The 12635-nt window shown below is 61.9% G+C and carries 15 protein-coding genes and 1 pseudogene; 6 read left to right on the forward strand and 10 right to left on the reverse strand.

The features are described 5' to 3' along the window. Position 1 precedes the first annotated feature (1 nt). Positions 2-820, forward strand: a complete 819-nt coding sequence (locus tag AACY25_RS04175) for a PPK2 family polyphosphate kinase (RefSeq protein WP_339522706.1) — start codon at positions 2-4, stop codon at positions 818-820. Positions 821-864: 44 nt separating this feature from the next. Beyond that, the gene (locus tag AACY25_RS04180; protein WP_339522707.1) at positions 865-1182 is read left to right on the forward strand and encodes a glutaredoxin family protein; all 318 of its coding nucleotides are present in this window, start codon (positions 865-867) and stop codon (positions 1180-1182) included. A 45-nt stretch (positions 1183-1227) separates the two neighbouring features. Here the strand turns inward: AACY25_RS04180 and AACY25_RS04185 are convergent, their stop codons facing one another. The 3 genes from AACY25_RS04185 to AACY25_RS04195 all read right to left on the reverse strand — a co-directional run bounded on the left by AACY25_RS04185 (position 1228) and on the right by AACY25_RS04195 (position 3297). Further along, positions 1228-2163, reverse strand: coding sequence for a glutathione S-transferase family protein (locus tag AACY25_RS04185; RefSeq protein WP_339522709.1), 936 nt, complete (start codon positions 2161-2163; stop codon positions 1228-1230). A 66-nt stretch (positions 2164-2229) separates the two neighbouring features. Further along, positions 2230-2550, reverse strand: a complete 321-nt coding sequence (locus AACY25_RS04190; protein WP_339522710.1) for a GIY-YIG nuclease family protein — start codon at positions 2548-2550, stop codon at positions 2230-2232. A gap of 276 nt (positions 2551-2826) precedes the next feature. Then, the gene (locus AACY25_RS04195; RefSeq protein WP_339522712.1) at positions 2827-3297 is read right to left on the reverse strand and encodes a nuclear transport factor 2 family protein; all 471 of its coding nucleotides are present in this window, start codon (positions 3295-3297) and stop codon (positions 2827-2829) included. A gap of 118 nt (positions 3298-3415) precedes the next feature. On the opposite strand from AACY25_RS04195, the gene AACY25_RS04200 reads away from it, so the two are divergent. The 3 genes and pseudogenes from AACY25_RS04200 to AACY25_RS04210 all read left to right on the forward strand — a co-directional run. Next, positions 3416-4363 (forward strand): GlxA family transcriptional regulator, encoded by a 948-nt coding sequence (locus AACY25_RS04200; RefSeq protein WP_339522713.1) that lies wholly within the window; start codon positions 3416-3418, stop codon positions 4361-4363. Positions 4364-4484: 121 nt separating this feature from the next. Next, positions 4485-4937 carry a hypothetical protein gene (locus tag AACY25_RS04205; protein WP_339522714.1) on the forward strand — a complete coding sequence of 151 codons (453 nt, stop codon included), beginning with the start codon at positions 4485-4487 and terminating at the stop codon, positions 4935-4937. 76 nt (positions 4938-5013) lie between these two features. Continuing rightward, positions 5014-5222: pseudogene (locus AACY25_RS04210) on the forward strand (M20/M25/M40 family metallo-hydrolase); the annotation flags it as partial. Here the strand turns inward: AACY25_RS04210 and AACY25_RS04215 are convergent. The 6 genes from AACY25_RS04215 to AACY25_RS04240 form a co-directional block, all read right to left on the reverse strand. Further along, complete coding sequence (locus tag AACY25_RS04215; protein ID WP_339522715.1) at positions 5219-6085, reverse strand: alpha/beta fold hydrolase; 867 nt, start codon at positions 6083-6085, stop codon at positions 5219-5221. The pseudogene AACY25_RS04210 and the gene AACY25_RS04215 overlap by 4 nt on opposite strands. Positions 6086-6118: 33 nt before the next feature. Then, positions 6119-7558: a catalase gene (locus AACY25_RS04220; RefSeq protein WP_339522716.1), complete on the reverse strand. Its 1440-nt coding sequence runs from the start codon at positions 7556-7558 to the stop codon at positions 6119-6121. 68 nt (positions 7559-7626) lie between these two features. Further along, the gene (locus AACY25_RS04225) at positions 7627-8352 is read right to left on the reverse strand and encodes a hypothetical protein (RefSeq protein ID WP_339522717.1); all 726 of its coding nucleotides are present in this window, start codon (positions 8350-8352) and stop codon (positions 7627-7629) included. Between the two features lie 20 nt (positions 8353-8372). Next, positions 8373-8927, reverse strand: a complete 555-nt coding sequence (locus AACY25_RS04230; protein ID WP_339522718.1) for a cysteine hydrolase family protein — start codon at positions 8925-8927, stop codon at positions 8373-8375. A 45-nt stretch (positions 8928-8972) separates the two neighbouring features. Then, the gene (locus tag AACY25_RS04235; protein ID WP_339523826.1) at positions 8973-9797 is read right to left on the reverse strand and encodes an alpha/beta fold hydrolase; all 825 of its coding nucleotides are present in this window, start codon (positions 9795-9797) and stop codon (positions 8973-8975) included. 145 nt (positions 9798-9942) lie between these two features. After that, positions 9943-11061, reverse strand: coding sequence for an SMP-30/gluconolactonase/LRE family protein (locus tag AACY25_RS04240; protein WP_339522719.1), 1119 nt, complete (start codon positions 11059-11061; stop codon positions 9943-9945). A gap of 227 nt (positions 11062-11288) precedes the next feature. Here AACY25_RS04240 and AACY25_RS04245 point away from each other — a divergent pair, with 227 nt between their 5' ends. Continuing rightward, the gene (locus AACY25_RS04245) at positions 11289-11672 is read left to right on the forward strand and encodes a helix-turn-helix domain-containing protein (RefSeq protein ID WP_339522720.1); all 384 of its coding nucleotides are present in this window, start codon (positions 11289-11291) and stop codon (positions 11670-11672) included. Here the strand turns inward: AACY25_RS04245 and AACY25_RS04250 are convergent. Next, positions 11659-12627 (reverse strand): helix-turn-helix domain-containing protein, encoded by a 969-nt coding sequence (locus AACY25_RS04250; protein WP_339522721.1) that lies wholly within the window; start codon positions 12625-12627, stop codon positions 11659-11661. The genes AACY25_RS04245 and AACY25_RS04250 overlap by 14 nt on opposite strands. Positions 12628-12635 lie beyond the last annotated feature (8 nt).

Below are 12635 nucleotides of genomic sequence, written 5' to 3' on the forward strand. Positions count from 1 at the left end.
CATGACGCGCCTGCCGGACAACCTGCTGGATGCCTGCCGCTGTGACCCGGCAGCGCCCTTTGCCCAGGGTCCGGCGCGCGACTTCGGCCTGGATAAGCAAATGGCCAAACTGGCTCTGGCAGAACTGCGCCCCTGGCTCAACCAGCAACAGCGCATGCTCTGGGCCAATCGGCGTAATGCCCTGCTGCTGATCCTGCAAGGCACCGACTGCTCCGGCAAGGATGGCGTGATTCGCCGGGTGGTCAGCAGCTTCGATCCTCAGGGCCTGCGCATTCACAGTTTTCAGAAACCCGATGCCTGCGAACAGCGCCATGAATTTCTCTGGCGCTACCAGCGGCGTTTGCCAGGGCTGGGCCTGCTCGGGGTATTCAACCGTAGCTACTACGAAGGGCTGATCAGCGACCCGCTGGATGGCCTGTGCAGCGCCGCCGAGCTGCCCGCGCGCCAGCAGGCGATTCATACCTTCGAGACGGAGCTGATCAGCCAGTCGATTCGGCCGCTGAAATGCTTTTTGCAGCTATCCAAAGACGAGCAGAAACGCCGCCTGCAAGAGCGCCTGGAAAAACCGCATAAACGCTGGAAACTGCACAGCAGCGACCTGCAGTCCTACCGCGAATTTGACCTGCGCCAACAGCGCTGGGCAGAGCAGCTAACGGCCAGCCACAGTGACGCAGCGCCCTGGTACGTGATTCCGGCGGATCATCGCTGGCTGCGCGACTGGCTGGTGGCTAGTCTGCTGGCCCGCGAGCTGGAAAGCTTGCAGCTGGACTGGCCGGATACCCCGCCGCCGTTCAGTTTGGAAGAATTGCAGCGCAGTTAGCCGACTCACTAGACCCTCAACAGAACCCGGCAAAGGAACGCCCCATGAAGAAAGTCATCCTGCTGCTAAGCGCCCTGGCGCTGTTCCAACACTGGGACACGGTGCAGCGCTGGTTTCAACCACCGCTGGCCGAGCGGCCGGGCGAAGTGGTGTTGTATGCCACGCAATGGTGTGGCTACTGCGCCAAGACCCGCGAACAACTGGCGCAGGACCAGATTGCCTATCGGGAAATCGATATCGAGAAAGACCCAGCCGGCCAGGCGACCTTCAAGGCCCTAGGTGGCCGCGGGGTGCCCTTGCTGGATATCAAGGGCACGCTGGTGCACGGCTACGACCCCAAAGCGATGCGAGCCGCGTACTAAAACCTCGGCGCGCACGTTAAACCGTGCGCGCCGAGCATTGCAGCCTTACAGCGCTTTGATGGCAAAACCCACACGCGGGAAATGCACATGCACGGTGCCGGCGCGTGGGTCTTCGCGGCGCAGGATCAGCTCTTCGCTGCCGCTAAAGACCAGCTCGCCTTCCACCGCATCCACACCGTAATCGATGGCGGAAATCGCCACCTGCTGGCCGACGGCAAAACCGTTTGGATCAGCCAGCGCTGCATCCGGCAAAGCAGCCGGAGTAGCATCACGGGCGATTCCGACGGCATCTTCAGCACTGATGTCACTGAATGAGCCGTGACCAAAGTCCAGCACCCGCGCCAGCCAGGCGGTGATTGCCGGATAGGCGTCGACCAGTGGCGCAGTCACCGGCGTACCCCGCAGGAACCACAGCGGGTGGGCCATGGCGATATCGGCCAGCGACGGCTCACCAAACAGGAAGTCGCCCGGTTCGCGCTCAAGCTGCTGCTGCAAACGCGTCATCAGCGTGGGCCACTGGTGTTTGGCTAAGTCCAGCGGAATGCGCGCCGCCAAGCCGCCGGTAAACAACGTCGAACGGTCTGCGATAAAGGTTTTGAGAAACTCCGGAGGCAGCTTGCCGAAACGCGCAGCGATGGACTCTGGCTGAAACACCAAGCTGACCGCGTGCAGAAACACCTGGGAATCGGCCCACTGGGCGAAGCAGGCGACATTGAATTCCTGGCCCTCGGGGAACAGCGCGGGTGTGCTTTTTTCCGCTTCCAGACGGCGGGCGATCAGCGCAGTGTCGCAGTAGATATCAGCGCCGACCTGCAGCACGGGGGTCTTGCGGTAGCCGCCGGTTAGTGCGGTCAGATCCGGTTTAGGCATGATTGGCGGAATCAGCACCGAACGCCAGGACAGCTGCTTGAAACCGAGCATCAACCGCGCTTTTTCGGCGAAGGGCGAGGTTGGGTAATGGTGCAGGATCAACTCGTGCATAACAGGCTCCGCAGCAGTTCAGGTAGACCAGCAGCTTAACCGCGCAAACCGTAGCGGCCTACCCGCTTAGCCTGATATCGCGCTATCAGCTACAGCGATAACAGACGCCGTAGCCACCAAGGCCTCCTTGGCCAGCTTGCTCATGGCCTTGACCGCCCGTTCGCGACGCAGCGCATCGCCTTTGCCAGCACAGCGTTCGATGTACACCAGGGCCTGGGCCGGGCTGGAGTGGAAAAAGCGCGCACCCTTGCCGCTCTGGTGTTTGGCAAAGCGCTTGTGCGGATCGTCGCTGATGCCGCAGTACAGCGCGCCATTGGCCGCCCGCACCAGATAGACAAACCAGGGCTTGGCAGCAGCAGGGATTTCCACAGAGATCACATCAGACATCACGAAGATCGACAGACAGGCAAAGTAGGTCGCCGAGCTTAACAGACCGTTGAAAACGTAGGCGAGGCAGGCAAGACAAGGCGCTACGTAGTAACAGCCTCCGGCTGGTCAAAGCGGCGAGGAAGCGGACTGGGCTCGCACGCGAGTGTACTTTTGTACATGAGCATGACTCGCTTCGCTCGCCCTTCGGGCCGCGCTGCAGCGCGTTAGCCAGGCGGCTTTCCGAGCCTGTTTTTAACGCAGCATTGCCAACGTAGGTAGTTTCTCAACGGACTGTTAACGACTCTTCTGAAAGGCCGCCAAACCTTTACCCGCCTGCTGGCGAATGGCGTTCTGCACAAACGGCGCCCAGCCCAGCAGTCGACCTTTAAGGCCCAGCGCCTGACCGGCCCAGCGCCACAGATTGAAGTGATCACGGTGCTCGCAGATCTTGCCGTCACGAAAACGGAAGTTGGCCTCGATATGGTTGACCACCTGATTGCCAGTCTGGCTAAAGGTGTAGGTCGCCACCCAGCGCGCCCGCCCAGAATGATCATCCGCCGCCACGCCATCAAAGGTCAGGGAAAAGCCCTGAGCCTTGGCGCAGAGCATGCGCCACATATCGCCGGCAGCCGCACCGCGCAGGTCGGTAAACACCGGGTCGCTGAACTGCACGTCTGCGCTGTAACAGCCGGCCATGGTCTCGGCATCCAGCTGCTGGAAGGCTTCATAGAAACGGGTGATCAGCGCGGCATTGGGGTGAGTCATAGGGCGAACTCCGGTAGGGGACGTGCGAGCAGTATTGCCGTTAAAGCGCTGCCGCGCGATTGGCGCAAAAGACATACTTGTGTCAATAATCGCCAACCCCATCAAGCCTGAGCGCGTCATGCTGAAGATTGCCCTGTACGTTTGCCCGCAAACCGTGTGTTCCAGCCTGAGCATGGCGATGGACGCTTTTGTGCTGGCCAACCGTCTAGCCGAGCAGCGGCTGTTCCAGTTGCAGCGCGTCAGCCTGGATGGACAAGCGGTCGATCTGGGCTTTGCGCAAATCCAGGTCGACGGCGACCTGAGTCTCGCCGAACACGCCGACCTGATTCTGCTCGCCGCCAGTGGCAGCGCCATCGACAGCACCCTGAGCGACAATGCCGCCCTGCTGCCCTGGCTGGCGCAGCGCCCGCCTCGCCAGCAACTGGCCAGCCTGTGCAGCAGCGCTTTTCTATTGGCTGCCGCTGGTTTGCTCGATGGACGCCGCGCCACCACTCACTGGGCGCTGGCTGCTCAGTTTCGCCAACGTTTCCCACAGGTCACTCTGCAGATCGAGCAACTGGTTTGCGAAGATGGTCACCTGCTCAGTTCAGGCGGCGCGCATGCCGGGCTTGACCTGTGCCTACACCTGATCCGTCAGCATGGCGGCGACGGCCTGGCGCAGCTGGTGGCCAATGCCTTGGTCTTCGACAGCCAACGTGGCCAGCAGTCACGCTTCGCCCCGTTACTGCCGCCAACCAGCGCGGATGGCCAGCTCACGCCAGTGTTGCAATGGCTGCATCGCCATCATGGCGAAGCCATCGACCTCAACCGCCTGGCTGCTCAGGCCAATTGTTCATCGCGCACCCTGTTGCGGCGCTTCAAGGCGAGCACCGGGCTGACGCCTAACGATTATCTGCAACGCGTGCGCATCAGCGCTGCACAGCGAGCCCTACATAGCCCGGCGTCATTGGAGCAGATCGCCGAACAGGTTGGTTATGCCGACCGCGCCACCTTTGCCAAGCTGTTCAAGCAACTCTGCGGGGAAAGTCCCGGGGCGTTTCGCAAGCGCCTACGCCAAACAAACTGAACGTCGCAGCAACGGATCAACTTGCCGCGCCTGCACTTGGCGATAAAGTCCCGAATGGATTAATTGTTTAATTCTTGCGAAGCCACCATGCCGACCACCTTCTTATGTGCTGGATCCAAACATGCAACGCTTTCTCGGTTTTAACTTCGCAACCATTCAGGCGCTGGGCATTCCCTTGGTGGCTGGGCTGTTTATCTGCGCCGTCACTGGTGAGCTGCGCAACCAACGCGTCACGCTGGAATGGCCATTTTTGATTGATGTCGATTACCCGCTGCTGGAAATCCTGCTGCTATCGATACCCAGCATGTTGCTCTACGCAGCCTCAGTTAGGGCGCTGAAAACGCCTCAGTGGCGAGCTGCCAGCTTTGTTCTGCTGGCTGTGCTGGCGGCCTACTTCAGCTGCAAGGTCTTTGCTCAGGCCTTTGGTAATACCTGGGCGCCGTTAGAGATTTTCTTCGGGCTGTTTCTCGGACACCTGCACCTGCTTGCAATCGCCCTGCTACCCGGCCTGCTGCTGTGGTGGCTCATTGATGTACTCGCAATGGCAATACGCAGACGCCAGGCGCAGGCGTGAGCACCTCGCCCAGCGCCTGAGCGCAGTCGAGCTTCAGGATGCGCGCTTCGACCCGCCCTACTCCAAGGCGCATACCGGGCTGATCAGCGGCGGCCCCGCGCGCACGACCGTGGCCTTCGGCACCGAAGGCGGCTGTTCCACCAGGCCGGCATCCCCACCGTGGTCTGCGGGCCGGGTAGCATGGAGCAGGGCCATAAGCCGGATGAGTTTGTCAGCCAGCAGCAGCTCGATGGCTGCGATGCGATGTTGGTGCGTTTGGCCGCTTGGCTGCAAGAAAGTGTCTAGGCCCGATCAGCAGCGCGCTCCCCCGAAATAAACGCCGCGATATACGCCGCACTGGCGTCGGGATATTGATTCTGTGGCCCATGCCCGGTGCTGGGCAGGGTCAGCAGATGCAGAGTGGGCAAGGCGCGATTGAGTGCGTACCAGTTCTCCACGGGGAAGACGATGTCGTGATCGCCGCCGAGGTGCAGCACCGGCGTCTGCGTTTGTTTGAGGGCATCCAGCGCAGCCTGCAGCGGAAACATCGGATTGCGCGGCCCGTCACCCAGGGACTGCGCGGCCCAGGCATAAGGTACCGGCGTGCAGCGCCCGTCTCTGCGTTGGGCAATGCGCTCGGCCGAACGCAACGCAGCTTCACGGCTACTCGCCGAGGTCGGCTCGAAGAACAGGCTGACGAAATCCTCGAAATCGTTATCGCGAGCCGCCAGTTGGTAGAACTGTGGTTCACCGGTTTTGACCAGAGGGCCGGGCGGCGTTGTGGCAATCAGCAGCAGATGACTGAGCAGTTGCGGCGCTTGCAACAACACCAGTTGCGCCGCGACGCCGCCGATAGACCAACCACCCAGCACCACCCTGCCCAGCTGCAGCGCGCCGATCAGATCGATGACGTCCTTGGCCAGTGCGGCCGGGTCATAGGTGGGCTGGCCTGTGGACCAACCAAGACCGCTGTAATCGAAGATATAAACCCGAAAGCCCCGCGCGGCGAGCGCATCAAGGAAGGCGGGGTCCCAATCGTCCATGATGCCTCTGAAGCGCAAGCACAGCACCAGCGGCGTGCCCTCGCCAATTACTCGATACGCCAGACGGCGGCCGTCGACCTCAACGAACTGGTTGGGTACTGTGCAGGCAGATATGGAAAGGCTCATGATCATTCGCTCCAAATCAAAGAATCTTCAGCTTCAGCGCAGCAACTCAAGCGCCAACGCTACACCCGCGCCATAAGCCGGGTCAGCCTTGTTGCAGTTGCCGATATGGCGCAGCTTGACCTCATCGGGTGCATCACCCAGCGCTCTGGCTGTGTTATCGAATAGCGCCTGCTGCTGCGCCGGGCTCATCAGGCGGAACAGGTCGCCGGGCTGCTGGTAATGATCGTCGTCAATACGGTGATCCCAGTTGGTCGCACTGCCGTCGAGTGGCAACGGCGGCTCGCGCAGTTCCTGCTGATCCTCCCAGACGCCCTGACTATTGGGGAAATGGGCGATGGTCGAGCCCTGATTGCCATCGGTGCGCATGGCGCCGTCGCGGTGGTAGCTGTGGTACGGGCAGCGCGGCGTGTTAACCGGGATCTGGTTGAAGTTGACGCCCAACCGGTAGCGCTGGGCATCACCGTAGGAAAACAGCCGTGCCTGCAGCATCTTGTCTGGCGAAAAGCCAATACCAGGGACGATGTTGGCCGGCGAAAAAGCCGCCTGCTCTACTTCGGCAAAGTGGTTGTCTGGGTTGCGGTTCAGCTCCAACACACCGACCTCGATCAACGGGTAGTCGCCGTGCGGCCAGACCTTGGTCAGGTCGAAGGGATTATGCGGATGGCGCTGCGCCTGCTCTTCGCTCATCACCTGAACGCACAACGTCCAGCGTGGAAAGTTGCCATGCTCGATGCTCTGATAGAGATCGCGCAGATGGCTTTCGCGATCCTGGCCGATCACCGCGCCCGCCTCGGCATCACTGAGGTTCTCGATACCCTGTTGGCAGCGCAGATGAAACTTGACCCAGGCCCGCTGGTTGTCGCCGTTGATCAGGCTAAAGGTATGGCTGCCAAAACCGTGCATATGCCGATAGCTGCGCGGAATGCCGCGCTCGCTCATGGTGATGGTGACCTGGTGCAGCGCCTCGGGCAGCAGGGTCCAGAAATCCCAGTTATTGCTGGCACTGCGCAGGCCGCTGCGCGGATCGCGCTTGACCGCATGATTGAGATCCGGGAAGCGCATCGGGTCGCGGAAGAAGAACACCGGGGTGTTGTTGCCGACCAGGTCCCAGTTGCCTTCATCGGTGTAGAACTTCACCGCGAAGCCGCGAATATCGCGCTCGGCATCGGCCGCGCCGCGCTCGCCCGCCACGGTAGAAAAGCGCACGAACAGCGGCGTCTGCTTGCCGACGTAGGCAAACAGACTGGCGCGACTAAAACGGCTGATGTCGCCCGTCACCGTGAAGGTGCCGTAAGCGCCGGCGCCCTTGGCATGCATACGTCGCTCGGGAATCACCTCACGGTCAAAATGGGCAAGCTTCTCGATCAGCCAGATATCCTGCAGCAGCGCCGGCCCACGTGGCCCGGCGGTCTGGATATTGAGGTTGTCGACCACCGGCGCGCCGGTGGCATGAGTCAGTTTGTTCGTGGACATGCCAGGTACTCCTCAACAGGTGCGTCAGACAGCCGCCGGCAACGATAGAGGCAGCTCCGCTGAATGATTTAGTCCGTGGACTTCCAGGTTGCAGGCAGCGACAGGTCACCGGAGGCCACATCCCACACGCTGGAAACACACAACAGCGGGTTATGCAGATCGGCGTTTACCTGCAACGCAGTGGCTACCCCGTCGTAGTTGAAACTGGCGGGAAAACCGGCGGCGGTCAGCGGTACACGTATCTGCGCGGCATCGTTCTTCACGCTGAGGTCATAGCCGGGCGAGTCGATGTAGATCGGCACACCAGGCCAGGTAGGCGGCAGCTTGGGCTTAGCACCCTCGGAAATATCACGCACCTTGAGGCCGCTGGGACCGCAGTTGGTGTCCTTGGTCAGCACCACCCAATGTGAGTGCCACAGGCCGCCATCGTTGGCCTTGTCGCCATCGCCGTTCTCATCGAGCTGCGGCGTGTCGTCGAAGTCCGGATGCGAAGTCAACGCCAGGGCAAGGATGCCCGAGCCCTGCTCAAACCCAACTACACCGCTGTCCAGGCTGGTGGGCCAGACGTAGCTGTAAACCTCAGCGCCAGCGAAGCTGCCCTTGGCTGTCGGCGTGCGGCTACCGGCTTTACCGTCGACCAGTTGTTCGAACACCAGATCGTTGCCGTCCTTGAATACGCGGGTATGCACTAGGTCGAAAGCAGCCTCGACCTGAGCACTTTTTTCGCTGTGGATACCCCCGCCGTCATGCGCCCAGGCAGGACTTAACAGCAACGCCCCACATGCAAAAGTCATCATGTGCCTCATAGGACCTCCTAGAGCGCCTGCAGATACTCTGCAGTGGAAATCACCTGCGCATAGCCGAAGCTGAGCGCCGCCATAAAGGCCGCGTGAACTTGCTCAGCGGGCACTTTGACGCCGTTGAACTCGAGGTCGAGGGTGGCGCAGGCGTCGTGCAGCACCGTGGTGGCGTAGCCTAAATCCGCGGCGGCGCGGGTGATGCCGTCCACGCACATATGGCTCATATTGCCCACCACCACGACGGCCTCAATGCTATGCCGATCCAGCACGGCCTTGAGCTCGGTTTCACGGAAGGAGTTGATGTAGTGCTTGAGCACCACCGGCTCGTTGGGCTGATTGATCACGCTGGGGTGCAGCTGCGCGCCCTCACTGCCGGGGCGGAAGAACGGCGCGTCGGCACTGGTGAACTCATGGCGGATATGCACGACAAGATCGCCGCGCTCACGAAACACGGCGATCACCTGCGCCGCCTTGGCGGCAGCTGCCTCGACCTTGCTCAGGGTCCACAGCCCGCCTGGAAAGTAATCGTTCTGAATATCCACCACGATCAACGCTGTTTTGCTGCTCATATACCTGCCCTTTCAATAGGTGTACACAATGCCGCTGACAGCCGCTTAGCTGCGCAGGAAGGCCAGCATGTCGGCGCTGAGTTTTTCCTTGTGGGTATCAGTGATGCCGTGGGGCGCACCGGGGTAAATCACCAGTTTGGCGTGCGGCACCAGCTTGGCCGAGGCGCGTGCGGCGGCGTCCACCGGGACGATCTGGTCGTCGTCGCCGTGCAGGATCAGCGTGGGGATGGAGAACTTCTTCAGGTCTTCAGTGAAATCGGTTTCGGAAAAGGCCTTGATGCAGTCGTAGGCGTTCTTGTGCCCGGCCATCATGCCCTGCATCCAGAAGGCGTCGATCACCCCCTGGGAGGGTTTGGCGCCGGGACGGTTGTAGCCAAAGAACGGGCCACTGGCGACGTCCTTGTACAGCTGCGAGCGGTCGGCAATTGAGCCCGCACGAATGCCGTCGAACACCGAAAGTGGCAGACCGCCGGGATTGGCCTCGGTCTGCACCATCAGCGGCGGAACCGCCGAGATCAGCCCGGCTTTAGCCACTCGCGCCGTGCCGTGCTTACCGATATAACGCGCCACCTCACCGCCGCCGGTGGAGAAGCCAAACAGCGCAGCACCGCGTACATCCAGGTGATCGAGCAACTGAGCCAGGTCATCGGCGTAGGTGTTCATCTCGTTACCGTTCCAGGGTTGGCTGGAGCGGCCGTGGCCACGCCGGTCGTGGGCGATCACCCGATAGCCGTTATTAGCGAGGAAGAACATCTGCGCCTCCCAGCTATCGGAGTTGAGTGGCCAGCCGTGGCTGAGGACGACAACCGGGCCTGTGCCCCAGTCCTTGTAATAAATCTCGGTGCCGTCGCGAGTAGTAATAGTGCCCATGGTCTTGCGCTCTCCATTCTCAGGTTGCGGACCGGTTGCTGCGGAGCCACTGCCGCGCATGCAACCGCCTAGGGGTAACAACATCGTTGTGGCCAGCACGGCCGAGCCGAGTAGCAGCTGGCGACGGCCTTTATTCAGGGGTTGTTCAGGGTTTTGCGGCATCGGCGGGCTCTCCTTTGATTGACGATTGCGGCAGGCGTACACGCATCAGGTTCCAGGTACTCACCCGCTCTTCCCACTCATCGCCCTCGGCAGGCGTCAACGGCAGGGCCAGGTTGCTGACCACCATCCACTCGCCCTGCACCACGCTGCTGGCGGGAAACAGCAGGCCACGCGGCGCGCCATTGCTGGCGATGCCCTGAAAACCACCCGCACGCACGCGGATCAGCCCGCGCTCATCGATCCCGAACAATTGGTCGATCTGATTGGCCAGCAGCCACAGCAAACCGTCGTGAAACAACAAGCCATCAGCCCCCGGCAAGCTCTCGGCCAGCACCTGCACCTCGCCGTTCGGCATGCCCATCCGCAGCAGGCGACCGTCACCGGCGTTGTTGATATACAGCTGACGTTCGTCGGCACTGAAGGCCAGGCCGTTGGCACCGAAGGGCAGAGAACCCGCCGTGGCCAATAGCGGATCACGCGACAGCACCTCTAGCGCGCAGGGCTTGCATCGCGTGGCATTGGCGATGCGATACAGCGCGCCCTGAAAAGAGTCGGAAACATAGAGGTCGCCGTTACGAGCGAACACCAGACCGTTGGGTGCAGGCATGCCGTTGGAGCCAAAGTGGATCTGATCCTGGCTGCCGTCCGGGTTGGCCACCGCGCGCGCAGCCGGTGCCGGCGGGTTCAATTGCGGGAAGTCGAGTAGATCCTCAATGGGAGTATCTGCCGCAAACTCGGCCGGAATGCGTTGCAGTTTGCCCGCGCCAAAATTGAGGATGTATATCTGGCCGTCGGCATAGCCCAGCCCCGTCAGTGGGGTAACGGCAAACGCGCGTTGCGCCAACAGCCGGCCGTCCGCCGTATAACGCAGCAGCTGGTTATTGCGGGCGCTGGCGGGTTGGCGGGCATCGAAGGTGCCGACGTAGATTTCGCCGTTGTGCGGATTGACGGCGAGCCCTTCCGGATAGCGCACGCCGGCTGGCAGTTCGGCGAACGGCTCGACCTCAAGCAGCTGCGGCCCCTGCGACTCAGCCCGCACAAAGGCGGGCGCAGCGGCCAGAACCAGCCAGAGGATGCCCATACTGCGCTTCGACAGACTCATATAGCCTCCACTCGCGTCGACAATGCTCGAACACTTCTGGGGGCTCGTCAGGACGCCGAATGCGGGGCAGCGGATGGCGAGCAGTGAGCTGATGCTGACGGCATTCAGCAGTGGCCGGCTACGTAAAATCGGCAAAGTTGCTCAGCCTGTAGATTTGCCTGTTTTACGTATCGCTGCCCTGCAGCTCAGTGCAGCCTGGAGCCATCACCTACGGCTAGGACGCCGCCATGCCACCACGCACCACGCCGCGCCAGCGTGCTCGCCAAGCCACTTACGAGAGTCTGCTAAGCCAGGTATTGCAGCTGCTACCGATCACCACCGGTCGTACACCGCGCCTGGCCGAGTTATGCCGCGCAGTGGGCGTCAGCGAACGCACCCTGCGCAGCGCTTTCGTCGCCACTCTGGGTATGGCTCCGGCGCGTTATTTGCGCCTGCGCCGCTTACACCTGCTGCGTGCCTCGTTGGCTGTGGCCGACCAGAGTCACACCAGCGTTGCAGAGGTCGCTCAACGTTTCGGCTACACCGACTGCGGACGTATGGCGGCGAATTACCACGCGCTATTCGGCGAATACCCTAGCGCGACCTTGCAGCGTGGGGTCAACGGTGACTGAGCGACAAAGCCGGTGGCACAGGCCGCCGACTGCGCAGCGAATGCGACGGCAGTTCGCCGAAATAGCGCCGGTAGAAGCCGGCGAAGCGGCCGAAATCCCACACGCCAAAACGTGCGCAAATATCGGTGATGGTCTCCCCTGGCGGCGCGCGCAGAATGGCGCGGCGAATCGCGTGCAGGCGGTGCTGCATCAGATAACGATGCGGGCTCATGCCCAGGTAGCGGGTGAACAGGTTGCGCAAGGTGCGCTCCGAGGTATTGCAGGCCTGGCACAAGTCGACCATATGCAACGGGGCATCCGGCATCGCATCCAGCAGTTCCAGCGCCCGTCGCAGAATCTGCTGATGGCTCTGCTGGGCGGCCACACCGCGCTGCGCAGGCGTTGCCGGCAGCAGGCTGCGGAACACCAGCGCCATCAGCTCGTTGCGCGCCGCGCTCTCGGCCGCCGGGGCATGCAGTTCCTGCGGTGCGCAATGATCAATACGCAGCAGGCGCAGCGCCAGCCAGACCAGCGGTGCCAAGTCCTGCTGGGCCCGGCAGATCAGGTTGCGCGAAAGGATCGACGCGTCGAACTCGTCCTCATGCTGCTGCGCCCAACGCAGCACCAGCTCGCAGGACATCGCCACCGTCATCCAGCTCGCTGGCTGGCTGGCGTCGATATGGAACATCGCTTCGGGCACCATCCAGCCAATCAGACGGCGGTCCAGGCGCTGGCCGCCCAATACGGTGCACTCGTGGCGGCTCAGCGGCAGGAAGATATTGAAGAAACCCGGCAAACCGACGCCGCTGTAAACGGTGCCAGCGCCCTCACGGCCGAACATCAGGGCCACGCCGTTCAGTTCAACGACGCGCAGACGCCAATCGCGCTGCTGCCGCGAGCGCAGCACGTAATGCCCCTCTACCCCATATAAAGCCTCTTCGAATTCGTCAAAGTCAGCGCAGATCAGCCGGCTCATACCGCCCC

The organism is Pseudomonas sp. EA_35y_Pfl2_R111 (genome assembly GCF_963970955.1).
Taxonomy (GTDB): domain Bacteria; phylum Pseudomonadota; class Gammaproteobacteria; order Pseudomonadales; family Pseudomonadaceae; genus Aquipseudomonas.